The 17603-nt window shown below is 75.2% G+C and carries 15 protein-coding genes; 4 read left to right on the top strand and 11 right to left on the bottom strand.

The features are described 5' to 3' along the window. Positions 1-106: 106 nt before the first annotated feature. Both IEV86_RS00250 and IEV86_RS00245 read right to left on the bottom strand, forming a co-directional pair. The gene (locus IEV86_RS00250) at positions 107-277 is read right to left on the bottom strand and encodes a DUF1059 domain-containing protein (protein WP_081978527.1); all 171 of its coding nucleotides are present in this window, start codon (positions 275-277) and stop codon (positions 107-109) included. Beyond that, a complete protein-coding gene (locus IEV86_RS00245) occupies positions 274-1482 on the bottom strand; it encodes an EAL domain-containing protein (RefSeq protein WP_052425937.1) in 1209 nt (402 codons plus the stop codon). The genes IEV86_RS00250 and IEV86_RS00245 overlap by 4 nt, the downstream gene beginning before the upstream one ends. 117 nt (positions 1483-1599) lie before the next feature. On the opposite strand from IEV86_RS00245, the gene IEV86_RS00240 reads away from it, so the two are divergent. After that, on the top strand, positions 1600-2445 hold the full coding sequence (locus IEV86_RS00240; protein ID WP_043603698.1) for a DUF3097 domain-containing protein: 846 nt from the start codon (positions 1600-1602) through the stop codon (positions 2443-2445). A gap of 226 nt (positions 2446-2671) precedes the next feature. Next, positions 2672-3199: a DUF4870 domain-containing protein gene (locus tag IEV86_RS00235; RefSeq protein WP_152605562.1), complete on the top strand. Its 528-nt coding sequence runs from the start codon at positions 2672-2674 to the stop codon at positions 3197-3199. A gap of 94 nt (positions 3200-3293) precedes the next feature. Here IEV86_RS00235 and hemW read toward each other — a convergent pair whose 3' ends face one another. Both hemW and lepA read right to left on the bottom strand, forming a co-directional pair. Continuing rightward, positions 3294-4538, bottom strand: a complete 1245-nt coding sequence (gene hemW / locus IEV86_RS00230; protein ID WP_043603700.1) for a radical SAM family heme chaperone HemW — start codon at positions 4536-4538, stop codon at positions 3294-3296. 40 nt (positions 4539-4578) lie between these two features. After that, positions 4579-6474, bottom strand: a complete 1896-nt coding sequence (gene lepA, locus IEV86_RS00225) for a translation elongation factor 4 (RefSeq protein ID WP_043603788.1) — start codon at positions 6472-6474, stop codon at positions 4579-4581. A gap of 344 nt (positions 6475-6818) precedes the next feature. Between lepA and IEV86_RS00220 the strand changes: the two genes are divergently transcribed. Together IEV86_RS00220 and rpsT are read left to right on the top strand one after the other, a co-directional pair. After that, a complete protein-coding gene (locus IEV86_RS00220; RefSeq protein ID WP_229734418.1) occupies positions 6819-7394 on the top strand; it encodes a type II toxin-antitoxin system PemK/MazF family toxin in 576 nt (191 codons plus the stop codon). 186 nt (positions 7395-7580) lie between these two features. After that, a complete protein-coding gene (rpsT, locus tag IEV86_RS00215; RefSeq protein ID WP_043603703.1) occupies positions 7581-7841 on the top strand; it encodes a 30S ribosomal protein S20 in 261 nt (86 codons plus the stop codon). A 100-nt stretch (positions 7842-7941) separates the two neighbouring features. Here the strand turns inward: rpsT and IEV86_RS00210 are convergent, their stop codons facing one another. The 7 genes from IEV86_RS00210 to leuS all read right to left on the bottom strand — a co-directional run bounded on the left by IEV86_RS00210 (position 7942) and on the right by leuS (position 17599). Continuing rightward, positions 7942-9291: a helix-turn-helix domain-containing protein gene (locus tag IEV86_RS00210; RefSeq protein ID WP_052425938.1), complete on the bottom strand. Its 1350-nt coding sequence runs from the start codon at positions 9289-9291 to the stop codon at positions 7942-7944. 179 nt (positions 9292-9470) lie between these two features. Continuing rightward, positions 9471-9608: a hypothetical protein gene (locus IEV86_RS00205; protein ID WP_161784018.1), complete on the bottom strand. Its 138-nt coding sequence runs from the start codon at positions 9606-9608 to the stop codon at positions 9471-9473. Between the two features lie 308 nt (positions 9609-9916). Then, entirely contained in the window at positions 9917-10921 is a 1005-nt protein-coding gene (holA, locus tag IEV86_RS00200) for a DNA polymerase III subunit delta (RefSeq protein WP_043603705.1), read from the bottom strand. A gap of 4 nt (positions 10922-10925) precedes the next feature. After that, entirely contained in the window at positions 10926-12620 is a 1695-nt protein-coding gene (locus IEV86_RS00195) for a ComEC/Rec2 family competence protein (protein ID WP_052425939.1), read from the bottom strand. Continuing rightward, entirely contained in the window at positions 12617-13681 is a 1065-nt protein-coding gene (locus IEV86_RS00190) for a ComEA family DNA-binding protein (RefSeq protein ID WP_229734417.1), read from the bottom strand. The genes IEV86_RS00195 and IEV86_RS00190 overlap by 4 nt, the downstream gene beginning before the upstream one ends. A gap of 147 nt (positions 13682-13828) precedes the next feature. After that, the gene (locus IEV86_RS00185) at positions 13829-14665 is read right to left on the bottom strand and encodes a DegV family protein (protein WP_229734416.1); all 837 of its coding nucleotides are present in this window, start codon (positions 14663-14665) and stop codon (positions 13829-13831) included. Between the two features lie 21 nt (positions 14666-14686). Then, positions 14687-17599, bottom strand: a complete 2913-nt coding sequence (gene leuS, locus IEV86_RS00180) for a leucine--tRNA ligase (RefSeq protein WP_043603710.1) — start codon at positions 17597-17599, stop codon at positions 14687-14689. Between the last annotated feature and the right edge of the window lie 4 nt (positions 17600-17603).

Raw genomic sequence — 17603 nt, 5'->3', positions numbered from 1 at the left:
GCACCCGCGGCCGGGCACGAGGGCACCCCGCGCGCCCGGCCCGCGTACCGGAGCCGGGGCGTCCGCCCGCGGGCCGAGGCGTCCGCGCCGCGGAGGGACGCGGGCCTCAGGCGGCGACCATCGCGCCCCGGACGGCGCTCACGAGCTCGGGCGTGACCTCGTCGACGCCGTGGTCGTGGTGCGCGTGCAGCGCGACCGCGGCGAGGATCTCGTCCTCGGTGCCGGCGAACGTGGTCGGGCAGTCGGTGATGATGTCGCCGCAGCGGAACTGCTTCATGGTGTCGCTCCCAGGGTGTGGACGGACCGGACGTGGACGTGCTGACGGGGTGGTGCCGGCTCGCCGTCGCGCTGGGCGAGCACGTGGTCGACGAGCGCGGCGACGGTGATGGTCCCGACGACGGCGCCCGCGCTGTCGGTGCAGACGACCGGCGCGTGCCGCCACCGCGCGACGCGAGCCATCGCGCGGCGCAGCACCTCGTCCGGCGGGGACGACGGCGCGACGACGAGCGCGGGGACGAGGTGGTGCCCACCCGCGGGGTCCTGCACGACGACGGACGCGGGCCGGCCCCGGACGTCGAGCAGCACGTCGCCCTCCTCGACGCCGGGCCGGACGGGGTCGACGGCGGCGTGCGCACGGACCTCGGCGGGCCGGACCAGCGCGGCCACGTGGTCGCCGAGGCCGGCCCGCAGGCGGTGCGACGCGACGGCGGTGGCGGTCGCCGGCGGGAGCTCGGGCCACCCGGGCTCGGGGCGGCCGACGGCCCAGCCCTGCACGAGCGGGACCTTGAGGTCGGCGAGCTCGGCGAGCTCGGCATGGGTCTCGACGCCCTCCGCGAGCAGCCACGCGTCCATCCGCCCGGCGAGGTCGCCGAGCAGGCGCACGGCGGCGCGACGCACGGGGTCGCGGTCGAGGCCCTGGACGAGCTCGCGGTCGACCTTGACGATGTCGGGGCGCACGGTGAGCATCTGGGTCAGGCCCGAGTAGCCGGTCCCGGCGTCGTCCATCGCGATCCGGCCCCCCGCGGCGCGGACAGCGGCCATGACCTCCGCCAGGACCGCCTCGTCGCCGTAGCCGACGTGCTCGGTCAGCTCGACGACCGTGTCGTCGAGGCGGCCGGAGCCGATGAGCTCGGCCTGCACGAGGGGGTCGACGAGCAGGTGGGGCTCGACGTTGAGCGTCACGAACGTCCCGGCCGGCCGGCCGGCGGCGACGTCGCGCAGCAGACGGATCGCGCGCGCCGACAGCCGGGCGTCGAGGCCGTGCCGCCGAGCGGCGTGGAACCAGACGTCCGGGCTGCGCCGCGGCGGCCCCGTGAACCGGGACAGCAGCTCGTACCCGGCGATGCGCGCCCGGGCCACGTCGATGATCGGCTGTGCGACGACGTGCAGGCCCTCCCCCGCCACGACGCGCTCGAGCGCGTCGCGCCACCGGGGGTCGTCCAGGTCGACGAGGTCGTCGACGTCGTCGGTCCCGACGGACACGCGGCCTCCTGCCTTGCCGGCGACGTCCGTGTGGCGCTGGCATGATCCGTGGCTCCCGGTCCGTCGGGAGCCTGCTCCCCTCAGGATCGGCCGGGACCCCCAGGTGGATGAGGAGTCATGACCGACAGATACGGACGCGACGTGCTGTCGTCGCCGCGCACGCCCGCACGCCCCGCGTCGACGCCGACCCCCGCCGAGCCCGGTCTCGTCGTCGAGGACGTGACGAGCGGCTGGGTCGGTGCCGTGGTGCGCACCGAGAAGTCCGGCGGGATGCACGTCGTCGTCCTCGAGGACCGCCGGGGCCGCACGCGGACCTTCCCGCTCGGGCCGGGCTTCTGGGTCGACGGGCGTCCCGTCGAGCTCGTGCCCCCGCGCGGGCTCGCGGCGCCCGCCGCGCCGACGCGCACCGCGTCGGGGTCCGTCGCGGTGCACGGCGCGCGGGCACGCGTCGCCCGCGGGAGCCGCATCTGGGTCGAGGGCAAGCACGACGCCGAGCTCGTCGAGAAGGTCTGGGGCGACGACCTGCGGGTCGAGGGCGTCGTCGTCGAGATGCTCGACGGGGTCGACGACCTCGCCGCGGCCGTGCGCGAGTTCGCCCCGACCCTCGACCGGCGCGTGGGGGTGCTCGTCGACCACCTCGTGCCGGGCAGCAAGGAGAGCCGCATCGCCGCGGACGCCGTGCGCGCCGCGCCGGCCGGGACGGTCCTCGTGCTCGGTCACCCCTACGTCGACGTCTGGCAGGCCGTGCGCCCCGAGCGCCTCGGGCTCGACGCCTGGCCGACGATCGAGCGCGGGACGGAGTGGAAGCGCGGCATCCTGCACCGCCTCGGCTGGCCCGCCGCCGAGCAGGCCGACGTCGCGCGCGCGTGGCAGCGCATCCTGGGCTCCGTGCGGGACTACCGCGACCTCGAGCCGACCCTGCTGGGCCGGGTCGAGGAGCTCATCGACTTCGTCACGACGTGACCGCGGCCGGCGCGGGCCACGGCGACCCGCGGCGCCACCCCCCACGCACGGACCGCTCGACCGCACCGCGTCCTCGGCCGTCCGGGCGACACCCCGGGCGGACCCTCCACGCGGATTGTCCGGTTCGCTACTGTGCCGAGCACGGACGTCCATCGGACCGTCCCGGTGCGCGCTCGGGATCGCGGGGCGCGCACGACGACCCCCTTCGCGAAGCTGGTGGAGTGAGATGACGACCAACCCGTCCGACGCCCAGGAGCCGGGCGTGCCCCCGACCCCGCCGCCCTCCGGCGGCGCGTACCCGCCGCCCCCCGGCGCGGGTCAGGTCCCGCCCGCCGGCGGGTACCAGCAGCCCGGCGGCTACCAGCAGGGCGCCTACCAGCAGGGCGGCTACCAGCAGCCCGGGTACGGCGCGCCGGCCGGGGCGCCGCTGAGCGACTCCGACCAGCGCATGTGGGCGACGCTCGCGCACATCGGGGGCCTGCTCGTGTCCTTCGTGGCCCCGCTCGTCGTCTGGCTCGTCTTCAAGGGCCGCGGCCAGTTCGTGGAGGACCAGGCCAAGGAGGCGCTCAACTTCCAGATCACGCTGGTGATCGTCGGCATCGCGATCTCGATCATCACGGCGCTGACCCTCGGGCTCGGCGCGATCCTCTACCTCGTGTTCATCGTCGCCCTGGTCTTCATGATCCTGGCGGCGGTCGCCGCGAACCGTGGCCAGTACTACCGCTACCCGGCCAACATCCGCATCATCAAGTGAGCAACCCGTCGGGCGTCCACGCGCCCGACGGCCCGCACGGCACGAGGGGCCGGTCCGTCAGGGCCGGCCCCTCGTGCGTGCGGCCGGCCGGCCGTCAGTCGGTGAGGTCGCGGACGACCGCGTCGGCGAGGAGCCGTCCGCGGCGCGTCAGGACGACGCGGCCCGCCACCGCGGCGCGCCCGTCGAGGAGGCCGTCGGCGACGAGGCCGGCGACGGCGCGCCGCCCCCCGGGTGGCAGCGCCGTCACCGGGAGGCCCTCCGCGAGCCGGACCCCGAGCAGCACGCGCTCGAGCCCGGTGTCGTCCTCGCCGAGCAGCTCACGCCCCGCCGCGGGCGTCCGGCCCGCCGCGAGGCGGTCGGCGTACGCCCGCGGGTGCTTGACGTTCCACCAGCGCACGGACCGCTCGCCCGTCCCGACGTGCGAGTGCGCGCCGGGTCCGAAGCCCCACCAGTCCGCCCCGCGCCAGTAGGCCAGGTTGTGCCGGCACGCGTGGTCGGGGGTCCGCGCCCAGTTGCTCACCTCGTACCACGAGAGCCCCGCGGACCCCAGGACGTCGTCGGCGAGCTCGTACTTGGTCGCCTGGTCGTCGGGGTCGGGCAGTGCGAGCCGCCCACGACGCACCTGCGCGGCCATCCGGGTGCCCTCCTCGACGACGAGGGCGTACGCCGACACGTGGTCGACGCCGGCCGCGACGACCGCGTCGAGCGACCGGCGCCAGTCGTCGAGGCTCTCCCCCGGCGTGCCGTAGATGAGGTCGAGCGAGACCGCGAGCCCCGCGTCGCGCGCCCAGCCGACGACGGCGGGGACGCGGTCGGGGTCGTGCGTCCGCTCGAGCGTCGCGAGCACGTGAGGCACCGCGGACTGCATGCCGAACGACACCCGGGTGAACCCGCCGTCAGCGAGCGCGCGCAGCGAGGCGGGCGTGACGGAGTCCGGGTTCGCCTCCGTGGTGACCTCGGCGTCCGGCTCGAGACCCCACGTGTCGCGCAGCTCGGCGACGAACCGCACGAGGTCGCCGGCGGGAAGGACCGTCGGCGTGCCGCCCCCGACGAAGACCGTCGAGACCGGCCGCACGCGCCCTGCCCGGCGCAGGACGTCGTCGGCGAGCCGGAGCTCGGCGAGCGCGGTCCCGGCGTACGCCGCCTGGTCGGCCCCGCCGCCGAGCTCGGCCGACGTGTAGGTGTTGAAGTCGCAGTAGCCGCACCGGACGGTGCAGAACGGGACGTGGAGGTAGACGCCCAGCGCGCGTGCGGCACCCGCCCGGCGGTCCTGGGCGACCCAGTCCGGGAGCGCGCCGTCGTCGGGCACCGGCTCGCCGTCAGGCAGGGCCGGGCTCACGCGCGCGACCTCCGACGGGCCCCGCGCACGCTGGCCGTCGTCACTTCCTCGACTTGTCCTTGGCGTCCTTGCCGGACGCGGCCTCCGACGACAGCGCGGCGATGAAGGCCTCCTGCGGCACGTCGACCCGGCCGATCGTCTTCATGCGCTTCTTGCCCTCCTTCTGCTTCTCGAGCAGCTTGCGCTTGCGGCTGATGTCGCCGCCGTAGCACTTGGCGAGGACGTCCTTGCGGATCGCGCGGATGGTCTCGCGGGCGATGACGCGCGAGCCGATGGCCGCCTGGATCGGGACCTCGAACTGCTGGCGCGGGATGAGGTCCTTGAGCTTGCCGGCCATCATCACGCCGTAGGCGTAGGCCTTGTCCTTGTGGACGATCGCGCTGAACGCGTCGACCTGCTCGCCCTGGAGCAGGATGTCGACCTTGACGAGGTCGGCGACCTGCTCGCCCGACGGCTCGTAGTCGAGCGACGCGTAGCCGCGCGTGCGCGACTTCAGCTGGTCGAAGAAGTCGAACACGATCTCGGCGAGCGGCAGCGTGTAGCGCATCTCGACGCGGTCGGCCGAGAGGTAGTCCATGCCCTGCAGGTCGCCGCGCCGGGTCTGGCAGAGCTCCATGATCGCGCCGATGAACTCGCTCGGCGCGAGGATGGTCGCCTTGACGACGGGCTCCCGGACCTCCTTGATCTTGCCGCCCGGGAACTCGCTCGGGTTGGTGACCGTGATGACGCTGCGGTCCTCCATCGTCACGTCGTAGACGACGTTGGGCGCGGTGGAGATGAGGTCGAGGTCGAACTCGCGCTCGAGCCGCTCACGGACGATCTCGAGGTGCAGCAGCCCGAGGAAGCCGACGCGGAAGCCGAAGCCCAGCGCGACCGAGGTCTCCGGCTCGTACAGGAGCGCGGCGTCGTTGAGCTTGAGGCGGTCGAGCGCGTCGCGCAGCACGGGGTAGTCCGAGCCGTCGATGGGGTACAGCCCCGAGAACACCATCGGCTTCGGGTCCTGGTAGCCGCCGAGGGACTCTGTCGCCGGCTTGCCCGCGTTCGTGACGGTGTCGCCGACCTTCGACTGGCGCACGTCCTTCACGCCCGTGATGAGGTAGCCGACCTCGCCGACACCGAGGCCCGACGTCGGGATGGGCTCGGGCGAGATGACGCCGATCTCGAGGAGCTCGTGCGTCGCCCGGGTCGACATCATCGCGATGCGCTCGCGCGGGCTCAGGTGGCCGTCGACGACGCGCACGTACGTGACGACACCCCGGTAGGTGTCGTAGACCGAGTCGAAGATCATCGCGCGTGCGGGGGCCGACGCGTCACCCGTCGGCGCGGGGACCACGTCGACGATCCGGTCCAGCAGGGCCTCGACGCCCTCGCCCGTCTTCCCCGACACCCTCATGACGTCCGCCGGGTCGCCGCCGACCAGGCCCGCGATCTCCTCGGCGTACTTCTCGGGCTGGGCCGCAGGGAGGTCGATCTTGTTGAGCACGGGGATGATCGCGAGGTCGTTCTCCATCGCGAGGTACAGGTTGGCGAGCGTCTGTGCCTCGATGCCCTGCGCGGCGTCGACGAGCAGCACGGCACCCTCGCACGCGGCCAGCGAGCGCGAGACCTCGTACGTGAAGTCGACGTGCCCCGGCGTGTCGATCATGTTGAGCGCGTACGGCTGCGTCGCACCGTCGGGACCGGCGACCGCCCAGGGCATGCGGACCGCCTGCGACTTGATCGTGATGCCGCGCTCGCGCTCGATGTCCATGCGGTCGAGGTACTGCGCCCGCATCGCGCGCGCGTCGACGACCCCCGTGAGCTGGAGCATCCGGTCGGCCAGCGTCGACTTCCCGTGGTCGATGTGGGCGATGATGCAGAAGTTCCGCAGCAGCTCCGGTGCGGTCGCCGAGGGCGTGATGCGGCCGGTCTGCGCCGTGCTGGGGATCGGGGACAACACTGCTCCGGTGCTCGGACGGACAGGGCTCGTGACGTGCGCGGCCCGCGGCGCGGCCCGCCCGGCGGCGTGCGGCGCCGGCCGCCACGTGGCACCGACGACGACCGCCCGCGTGGGCGTGTCGGGCGTCGGCAGCACCATGGTCCCATGAGCGCCGCCGACCTCGACCACCTCGAGCACCTCGTCGCGCTCCAGGAGGCGTTCGCGGACGGTCCTGGGCCCGTACCTGTCGGTGCGGGTGCAGTGGTGCCGATGCGTCCACGTCCGCGTCCTCGTGGTCGGACCGCCCCGCGGCGTCTCACCGTGGCGCACCCCGGCCCGGGTGCCGCCGATAGCCTGCGGTCGTGACGTCGATCCTCAACCGCCTCGTGGGAGCCGCGCTGCGCACCGCCGCGTCGGCACGCCGGACCGCGCACCGCCCGGCGGACCCCGCCGAGCCCGCTCGGGGCCGGGGACGCGGTCGACGGGGAGCCCGGACCGACCGGCAGCGCCCCGACGGGCCGGCCGGCGCGCCTCGCACCGCAGCGGGAGGGACCGGGACGTACCCCGGCGACCACCACGGGCGGGTGCGCCCGGTGTACGCCCCCGACCTCGACGGCGACGCCGATCCCGGCGAGATCGTCTGGACCTGGGTCCCGTTCGAGGAGGACCACGAGCGCGGCAAGGACCGACCCGTCCTGGTGATCGGGCGTGACGGGCCGTGGCTCCTGGGCCTCGTCCTCACCTCGCGCGACCGGGACTCCGCGCCCGACCCGCGCGGCGAGCGCTGGATGGACCTGGGCGCCGGTGACTGGGACGCCCGCCGTCGCCCGAGCGAGGTCCGCCTCGACCGCGTCGTGCGGCTCGACCCCGACCGCATCCGGCGCGAGGGCGCCGTCCTCGACCGGGCCCGCTTCGACGCCGTCGCACGCGCCCTCTGAGCCGGGCGCCCCCGCGCCCCGGGCGACGTGCGTCGCCTGCTAGACTTCTCGCTCGCGTGTCCGCCCGGGTCGGCGGGCACCTGTCCAGTGCCTCTCCGCGGGTGTCCCCACGCCCCAGTCCCGGCGCTGGACGCGCCCTCTACGACCTGTCAGCTCGCTTCGGCGAACACACAAGAGAGTTCTCACGTGGCCAACATCAAGTCCCAGATCAAGCGGATCCGCACCAACGAGATCGCCCGCCTGCGCAACAAGGCGGTCAAGTCCGAGCTCAAGACGCACGTCCGCCGCGTCCGCGAGGCCGTCGCCGCGGGCGACAAGGACGCCGCGGCGGAGGCGCTCCGCTCCGCGACGACCAAGCTCGACAAGGCCGTCAGCAAGGGCGTCATCCACGCCAACCAGGCTGCCAACCGCAAGTCGGCCCTGGCGAAGCAGGTCGCCTCGCTCTGAGCGACCCGCGCGCGGGCTGTCCGCGCCGCTGAACGGACGACGAGGGCGGCGTCACCTCCACGGTGACGCCGCCCTCGTCATGCCCGGGTACAGCCGGGGATCAGCGCTCGGCGCTCGCGCCACCCACGCGTCCACGGGTCGCATCGGGCGCGACCAACGGGAACGTGGTGGGCCGGATGCCGGCCTGGCTCAGGGCGCTGTCGTACGCGTTGAGGGCTCCCGCCACGTCACCGTGCTCGAGGAGCCGGTCCCCGATCGACCGCCACACCGCCGCCGACTCACGCGCCGCGGTCATCATGCCCAGCATCTCCGCGGCCCACTGGTAGGTCGTCCGGGCCTTGTCGATGTCACCCTGCGCCGCGAGCGCGTCGCCCAGCAGGATCCGGCCGTTGCAGATGTCGAGGACCGCCTGCTGGTCGAGGAGCGCGAGTCCCTCCTGGGCCTCGCGCTCGGCGCGGGCCGCGTCGCCGAGCATCAGGTGCGCCCTGCCGGTCTCGAACGCGCACCGGGCGCGCTCGGGCTCGGACCCCACGACCGCCAGCTCACGGGCCGCCTGCTCGAGCTGGACGAGAGCGGCCTCGGGCTCGGCCGGCTCGCCGCGCAGCAGGAGCCAGCCGTAGTGCAGTCGGAGCCGCGGCACGTCGCGGCTCGCGGCGCCCTCGCTCAGGTACGCGAGGGCGCGCTCGGTGAGCCGCCTCGCCTCGGCGAGGTCACCGCGCCCCTCGGCGACGAGCGACGCGTTCCAGTAGATGCTCCCCCGGCCCCGCATCGTGCCCTTGGCCTCGGCGAGCGCGATGAGCTCGGACGCGCGGTGCGTCGCGTAGAGGAGGTCGCCACGCTCGTAGTAGGACCAGAGGATCGTCGACGCGAGCCGCAGGTGCTCGTCGGTGCCCGCGATGCCGCCGCGCTCGATCTCGGCGAGCACCTGCTCACCCAGCTCGATGCTGTGCCCGAGGTCACCGGCCTCGTGGTACGCCGCGACGAGCTGGGTCGCGACCGTCGCGGCGTCGAGCCAGCGTCGGTGGTCGCGCGCGTTCGCCAGGAGCGGCTCGAGCACCGTCACGGCCTGACCGAGCTCGCCGAGCGCCTCGTGCGCCGCGGCGAGGGTCTGCATGGCCTCGGTGTGGAACCGGGGAGAGATGGTCGCGAGGTCGAGCGCCAGGAGGCGCTCCTTCGCCTCGGCGGCCGACCCGTTCGCGAGCGCGAGCCGCGCGAAGCCGATCTCGAGGCGCGCGCGCTCCTCGCTGGGCGCCTTGTCCCCGTGGCGCAGGTAGTCCGACGAGGTGCCCAACCGCTGCGCGAGCACGCCGAGGGCATGGTCCGTCGGGATGCGCCGGCCCGCCTCGATGAGCGAGATGTAGCTCGGCGAGAAGTCGGCGCCCGCGAGCGCCGTCTGGGACAGGCCGGCCCGGATGCGCTCGGCGCGAAGCCGCTCTGAGAGTTCTGTCACAGTAGGTCACTCTATTCGTGACAGGTCGTCACCGACAGGGCCGCGCGTGGCACGGACGGGTGAAAATTCACCGACCGACCGACCGACCGACCGACCGAGCGACCGAGCGACCGGCGGGTGACGCAGCGGGACGTCTCCCCTACCGGCCGGCCGGCCGGGGAGACGTCCCGCTGCCGCTGTCACTGCTTGCAGCAGCCGGTGCTCCCGATCGTCTGCGGGGAGACCGTGTCCGGGCCCGACGCGAGCGCGGGGACGCCCACGAGCGCGAGACCGAGGGTCACGGTGGCTGCGGCGAGGGTCGTGGCGATGCGGTTCATGGTGGATCCTCCTGTGTGGCTGGCGGTGCCGCTTGTCATCTTGACTATGACAGTTGTCTCGCCGGCCCAGCAGCAGTGCCCGCAGGCGTTTCGGCGCCGTTCACCCGGGTGCCGCGCGACGGACGTCGTCCGGGCCGCCGCGACGGGCCCGAGCCCGAGGCACGCCGACGGAGCCCTGACGGACGCTCGGCTCGCAGGACACGGCCGGTCCGGGGGACGTCTGCCATCTCGCACGTGCGGTGACCGTCGGGCGCGCGTCAGCGCTGGGCTCGCGTCAGCGCTGGGCTCGCGTCAGCGCTGGGCCCGCGTCAGCGCTGGGCCCGCGTCGACGACGCCACCCGGAGCACGGCGCGCTCGACCGCGAACACCGGGTCGCGTCCGGCGCCCTTCACCTCGGCGTCGGCCTGCGCGACCGCCGTGATGGCCGCCGCGAGGGCCTCGGGCGTCCAGCCCGCGAGCTCACGCCGCGCGCGGTCCACCTGCCAGGGGGCCAGACCGAGCTGGCCCGGGTCGAGGCCCCGCCCGCGCGCGGCCCCGACCTTGGCGAGCGTGCGGAGCTTCGCGGCGAGCGCCGCGACGAGCGGGACGGGATCGGTCCCGGTGGCCAGCGCGTGCCGCAGCAGCGCGACGGCCTCCCCCGCCCTGCCTGCCACCGCGGCATCGGCGACGCGGAAGCCCGTCGCCTCGACCCGACCCCCGTGGTACTGCTCGACCATCGCGACGGTGATCCGGCCCGTCGTGTCGGCGACGAGCTGCTGGCACGCCGCCGCGAGCTCGCGCAGGTCCGTCCCGCACGCCTCGACGAGCGCCCGGACGGCGGCCGGCTCCGCCCGACGGGACGCCCGCTGGAGCTCCGCCGCGGCGAAGGCGACCTTGTCGGCGTCCTTCTTGACCGGCTCGCACGTCACCACCACCGCGCCGGCGGACCGTAGGGCGTCGACGGTCCGCCGACCGCGCTGCCCGCCGCCGTGGTGGACCACGAGCGTGACGTCGTCGGCGGGGTCCTCGACGTACGTCGCGACGTCCGCGAGCGCCTCGTCGGTACCCGCGTGCAGCCCCTCGACGACCACCACGCGCGCCTCGCCGAACAGCGACGGGCTCGCGATGACGCGCAGGTCGCCCGGCCGGTAGGCGGCGGCGTCGATCCGGGTGACCTCGACCTCGGGGTCCTGCTCACGACGGAGAGCGACGACACGGTCGACCGCGCGCTCCGCGAGCAGGCTCTCGGTTCCGGTCACCAGGACGACGGGCGCCGGCTCGACCGCGTCCCACGTCGGTCCGGAGGACGTCGGGGCACGGCGTGCGGGGGGCATGTGCTCAGCCTGCCAGGGACCGCGCGGCGGGCACGACCCGCCGCCCCGGCAGCGCCGCCTGCGCGGGCGTGGGCACGCCCGAGAGCCTGCGGCGCAGGCCCGTCCAGAGCACCACGCAGACCGCGGTGAGACCCGCGAGGAGGAGCGCACCCCCGGGGCCCGGCGGCCAGGGGACGACCGCGCCGGGCAGCCCCGCGACCGTCCGCGCGACCGTCGCGATCCACCACGCGGCGGGGTGCGCGCACCATGCGGCCACCTCGGCCCCGGCCGGCCACACCGGCGACACGACCGTGGCTGCGACGCCGATCAGGGTCGCGGGAACGAGCGCCGGGCCCGCGAGGACGTTCGCGAGGACGGCGTAGGGCGTCACGACCGGCTCGAGCAGCACGAGGACCGGGGCGCACGCGGCCTGCGCGGCGACGGGGACCGCCACCACGAGTGCCGCGTCGCGGCCCCGCCCGCGGGGGACGCCGTCCACGAGTGCGGGTGCGAGCAGCACGATCGCCGCGGTGGCCGCGACCGAGAGCACGAGGCCGTAGGACCGCGCGCTCCACGGGTCGACCACGACCAGCACGACCACGGCCGTCGCCAGCGCCGGGAGCGACGCCGCGGGCCGGCGCAGGACCAGCGCCACGACGGCCACCGCCGCCATGGCCGCCGCCCGGAGCACCGCGGGCCCGCCGTGGACGAGCAGCACGAACCCTGCGCCGGTCAGGGCCGACGCGACCGCCCTCGCGGGAGGCGGTAGACGGGCGGTACCGCACGCGAGCGCCACCGCGGAGGCGAGCACGGCGAAGTGCCCGCCCGAGACGGCCGTCATGTGGGTCAGGCCCGCAGCGCGCATGGCGTCGTCGAGGGCAGGTGGGACGCGGGACGTGTCGCCGACCGCCGCCCCGGGGACCAGACCCCTGCTGTCGGGCGGGAGCGCAGCGGACGCCGCGAGCAGCCCCGCGCGGAGCGAGGCGGTCACGCGGTCGACGAGCGCGGCCGGCGGCCGCGAGTCGACGGGTCCTCGCGCTGCGAGTGCCGCAACGGCTCCGTCGTCGGACCACGGGGGCCCGAGGGTCCCGACCGTCGTCACGCGCGCGCCCGGCACGAGGTGCGACCAACCCCGATGACCCGTCACCAGGACGTCACCCGTGGACGGACCCGATGCGGTCTCGCCCGTGACGTGCCTGACCGCCACGCGGACGAGCACGCGGTCCTCGCCCGGTCCCCCGAGGGCGCGAGGGGGTGCCACGACGACGCCACGGAGCTCGACGACGTCCCCGGCGTGCACCAGCGGCTGGAGCACGCCCGTCGCGTCGGCGCGTGCGTGCGCCGCGCTCGAGGCCGCGGCCGCAGCGCCCGCGAGGAGCGCGACGACGACGGTGAGGCGCACACGGTCCACGACGCCGCGTGTCGTCCCGGTGCCGGCACCACGGCCGCTCGTCGTCGTCGCACCGGCCCGCCGGCGCCTCTGCGCCCCCGCCCCGGCACCGTCCCGATCAGTCGTGCCACGGCGCCCCCTGAGCAGACGGGGCAGGCCGCGGACCCGGCGCGCGCGCCGCGTCGGTCCGAACGCGAGCGCCACAGCCGCAGCCACCAGACCCACACCCACGAGGACTGCCGTGCGCGGGGCCGCGCCCGCGGTCACGGCGGCCGCGAGCCACGCGCACAGGGCCGCCGGCACCAGCCGCAGGTCGGTCGTCGTCGTCATCCGACGCGCACCTCCCCCGCGAGCCGAGCGAGGACGGCCGGGCCGATCCCGCTCACCGCCGCGAGGTCCTCGACCGTCGCGAACGGGCCGAAGGTCGCCCGGTGGTCGACGATCCGCTGCGCCAGGACGGGGCCGATGCCGGGCAGCGCCTCGAGCTCGACCGCGGATGCCGTGTTCACGTCGAGGCCCTGCGTCGCATCTCCTCCCCCGGCCTGACCGGCGGACGGTCCGGCGGCGGTCGCCGGACCCGCGGGACCCGGGTCCCCGCTGCCTCGGGGCGACGCCCCGACCCCCGGGACGGCGATCTGCTCACCGTCCACGACGGTGCGCGCGAGGTTGACCCCCGCGAGGTCCGCCTGGTCGGTCGCACCGCCCGCCCGGTCCACCGCGTCGACCACGCGCGCATCGGCCGGCAGCGTCACCACACCGGGCGAGCGGACCGCTCCCACGACGTGGACCACCACGACGCCGTCGTCGCGCTCCGGTGGGCCGCCCGACGTCGGCGCCTGCCCCGCCGACCCGGGCGCCGAGCCGGGCCCGGGGGCGGCGGAGGGCCCGGCGGCGCGCTCGACGGACGTGAGCACCGGGGGCGTCGTCGGGACGACGACCGTCGCGGGCGCCGCCGCGAGAGCCCTGACCACCACGACGATCGTGAGCAGGGCGAGCGCGCCGGCGGCGGCCCCGGCCACGCGTGCGCTCGTCCCCCAGCGCACCTTGCCGTGCCCGTCGTGCCCGTCGTGCGCGAGCGGGTGCCCGTACGTCAGCGCGTAGGTGGACGCCGCCGCGGCGAGCGCTCGCCGTCGCAGCCCGTGCGCGTCGACGGCGCCCGACCGGTTCCCGGCAGGGTTCTCGAGAGCGCCCGCCACCGGACCCTCACCGCGCGTCCCGCCGTCGGGTCGGTGGTCGGCGCCGACGGCCGACCGGACCGTCCCGTCCCGGGCCGCGGCTCCGTGCGGCGGACCGTCGGCACGTGCATCGTCGGCCGGTCGGCCGTCCGCGTCCGGCGCGGACACGGGGGCGAGCTCGGCGAGGCGCCTGCGCACCTGCTCCTCGCCCGTCACGTCCGGGACCGTACGGAGCACCCGCTCGTCGCCGGCACCGGTCCCGCGCGGCCTGAGGACGCGGCCGCGCACGGGACGGTGTGGACGGGCCGGGGGCGGGCCGCCCGGAGCACCGACCGACCCGTCGCGCACCCGGGCGGCCGGGCGTCAGCGCGAGACGTCGGCGACGACCGCGGCCACCACCCCCGGCCCGACGTGCGCGCCGAGGACCGCGCTGAGCTCGGCCACGTGCACCGCACCGGCTCCCGGCCCGCAGCGCCCCTGCAGCTGCTCCGCGAGCTCCCCGGCGCGCTCCGGCTCGCCGAGGTGGTGCACGGCGACCTCGACGTGTCGCCGCCGCGACGCCTCGGCGGCGACGAGCTCGACCACGCGCTCACGCGCACGCGCCGCCGTGCGGACCTTCTCGACCACCTCGAGCCCGCCCGAGCGGACACCCAGCACGGGCCGCACGCCGAGCATCGTCCCGACGGCGGCTGCGACCGTGCCGAGCCGCCCGCCGCGGCGCAGGTGCTCGAGGGTGTCGACGGCGAAGAGGACCTCGGAGCTGCGGGCCGTGGCCTGGGCCGCACGCGCGGCGTCCGCGCCGTCCTCGTCGGCGCGGGCCCGCCGCGCCGCGGCGAGGACGGCGAGGCCGAGACCCATCGCGACGGTCCGCGAGTCGACGACGTGCACCGGCACGGGAGCCGTCTGCGCGGCGAGGCGAGCCGAGGTCACCGTGCCCGACAGGGTCTCGGAGAGGTGGACCGACACGATCTCGCGCGCACCGCGGGCCGCGAGCCGCGCGTACGTGCGCGCGAACGCCTCGGGGCCCGGTTGCGACGTGCTCACCCGCGCCCCGCGCCGCAGCGCCGCGAGGAGCACGTCGGTCGGCAGGTCGACGCCCTCGCGGTGGTCCTCGCCGTCGATCACGACGTGGAGCGGGACCACGACGACGCCGGCCGCCTCGACGAGCGCCGCCGGGAGCGACGCCGTCGAGTCGGTCACGACGACGACCGGGTCCACGGGTCAGACCGGGACGATGTTCACGAGCTTCGGCGCGCGGACGACGACGGTGCGGATCTCGCGGCCCGCGAGCGCCCGCTGGGCTCCCGCGGTGGCCAGCGCGCGCTCGCGCAGCTCGTCCTCCGTGATGTCGGGCGCGACGTCGATCCGGTCCCTGACCTTGCCCTGGACCTGGACGACGCACGTGACCGACTCCTCGACCAGGTACGCGGGGTCGGCGACCGGGTACGGCTCGCGCAGGAGGCTCTCGGTGTGCCCGAGCCGCTCCCAGAGCTCCTCGCACACGTGCGGAGCCACGGGCGCCAGCATGAGCACGAGCTGCTCGGCGACGGACCGGGGCACCACCGGCAACGACGTGAGGTGGTTGTTGAGCACGATGAGCCGGGCGATCGCCGTGTTGAACCGCATGCCGGTCATCTCGACCGTGACGTCGGCGATCGTGCGGTGCAGCACGCGCAGCGTCGCCTCGTCGGGCTCGACGTCCGCGACGACCGTCCGGCCGGTCGTCTCGTCGACCACGTTGCGCCACAGGCGCTGCAGGAACCGCTGCGACCCGACGACCGCGCGGGTCTCCCAGGGACGTGACAGGTCGAGCGGCCCCATCGACATCTCGTACACGCGGAACGTGTCCGCGCCGTAGGCCTCGTACATCTCGTCGGGCGTCACGGCGTTCTTGAGCGACTTGCCGATCTTGCCGTACTCCTGCGTGACGGGCTGGCCCTGCCAGGTGAACCCGGTCGGCGACGACGCGTCCTCGACCACCTCGGCCGCGGGCACGGGCTGACCGCGGTCGTCGCGGTACGCGTACGCCTGGATGTACCCCTGGTTGAACAGCCGGTGGAACGGCTCGCGGCTCGAGACGTACCCCAGGTCGTGCAGGACCTTGTGCCAGAAGCGCGCGTAGAGCAGGTGCAGCACGGCGTGCTCGACGCCGCCGACGTACAGGTCGACGCCGCCCGCCTCCCCGACGCTGTCGTTGTGGCCGGGACCCATCCAGTACGACTCGAGCGCGGGGTCGACGACGACGTCGCGCTGCGAGGGGTCGAGGTAGTGCAGGTAGTACCAGCACGACCCCGCCCAGTTCGGCATCGTGTTGGTGTCGCGACGGTAGACCTTGGGGCCCTCGCCCAGGTCGAGCGTGACCGACACCCACTCGTCGTTGCGACCCAGCGGCGGCTCGGGCGTCGACTGCACGTCGTCGGGGTCGAAGGTCCGCGGCGAGTAGTCCGGGACCTCGGGCAGGTCGACGGGCAGCAGGTCGGCCGGGAGCGCGATGGGCAGGTCGTGCTCGTCGTACACGATCGGGAACGGCTCGCCCCAGTACCGCTGCCGGCTGAACAGCCAGTCGCGGAGCCGGTACGTCACCGTGCCCGTCCCGAGGCCCTTCTCCTCGAGCCACGCGATGATGGCCGACTTCGCCGCCGCGACGTCCAGGCCGTCGAGGCTGATCTCGTCGTTCGCGGAGTTGATCGCGGGGCCGTCGCCCGTGAACGCACCCGACCAGTCGGCCGGCGGCTGGACGGTGCGGACGATCGGCAGGCCGAACTGCTCGGCGAACTGCCAGTCGCGCTCGTCCTGCGCGGGCACGGCCATGATCGCGCCCGTGCCATAGCCCATCAGCACGTAGTCGGCCGTGAAGACCGGGATGAGCTGGCCGTTGACCGGGTTGGCGGCGAGGTGGCCGGTGAACACGCCGGTCTTGCGGCCGGCGTCGGCCTGCCGCTCGACGGCCGTCTTGGCGGCCGCCTCGGCGCGGTAGGCCGCGACCGCGGCGGCCGGGTGGTCGTGGCCCCCGGTCCAGTCCGTGTGCGTGCCGTCCGGCCAGTGCGCGGGCACCTCGTCGAGCAGCGGGTGCTCCGGGGCGACGACCATGAACGTCGCCCCGAAGAGCGTGTCGGGCCGGGTCGTGAAGACCTCGACCTCGTTCCCGCCGATGACCTCGAACGTGACGCGGGCACCCTCGGAACGCCCGATCCAGTTGCGCTGCATCGCGCGCACCTTCTCGGGCCAGTCGATGAGGTCGAGGTCGTCCGCCAGGCGGTCGGCGAACGCCGTGATGCGCATGTTCCACTGGCGCAGGTTCCGCTTGAAGACCGGGAAGTTGCCCCGCTCCGAGCGGCCGTCGACCGTCACCTCCTCGTTGGCGAGGACCGTGCCCAGCCCGGGGCACCAGTTCACCGGGGTCTCGGAGACGTAGGCCAGGCGCTGGGCGTCCACGACCCGGCGGCGCTCGACCGCGTCGAGCTGCTCCCACGTGCGGCCACCACCGAGGTCCTCCGGCACGGGGCGCAGACCCTGCTCGTACTCCTCGACGAGCTCCGTGACGCGTCGCGCGCGCCCGCGGCCGCCGTCGGGGCGGACCGCGTCGTCGTCGTACCAGGCGTCGAAGATCTGCAGGAAGATCCACTGCGTCCACCGGACGTAGTCGCTGTCGGTGGTCGCGAACGTGCGCCGAGGGTCGTGCGCGAGCCCCAGACGGCGCAGCTGGCGACGCATCGTCGCGATGTTCGCCTCGGTCGTGATCCGCGGGTGCTGCCCGGTCTGGACCGCGTACTGCTCGGCCGGCAGGCCGAACGCGTCGTACCCGAGGGCGTGCAGGACGTTCTCGCCGCACATGCGCCGGTAGCGGCCGACGACGTCCGTCGCGATGTACCCGAGCGGGTGGCCCACGTGCAGGCCCGCCCCCGAGGGGTACGGGAACATGTCCATGATGAAGTAGGACGGCGCTGCGCCCGCGGGCCGACCGTCCGCGTCGGCGAGCCCGGTCGGGTTGGGCGTGTGGAAGGTGCCCCGCTCGTCCCAGCGGTCCTGCCAGCGCTCCTCGATCTCGGCGGCGAGCGCGGCGGTGTAGCGGTACGGGGTCTCGGCGGTGGACGCGGCGGCGTCCCGGGCGGTGCTGGCGTCCTGCGTGGTCACCGGC

The organism is Cellulomonas carbonis, from assembly GCF_014636275.1.
In the GTDB taxonomy this organism is placed as follows: Bacteria; Actinomycetota; Actinomycetes; order Actinomycetales; family Cellulomonadaceae; genus Actinotalea; species Actinotalea carbonis.
Note: the sequence above shows the minus strand (reverse complement) of the source record. Positions and strands in the feature narration are given on the sequence as shown.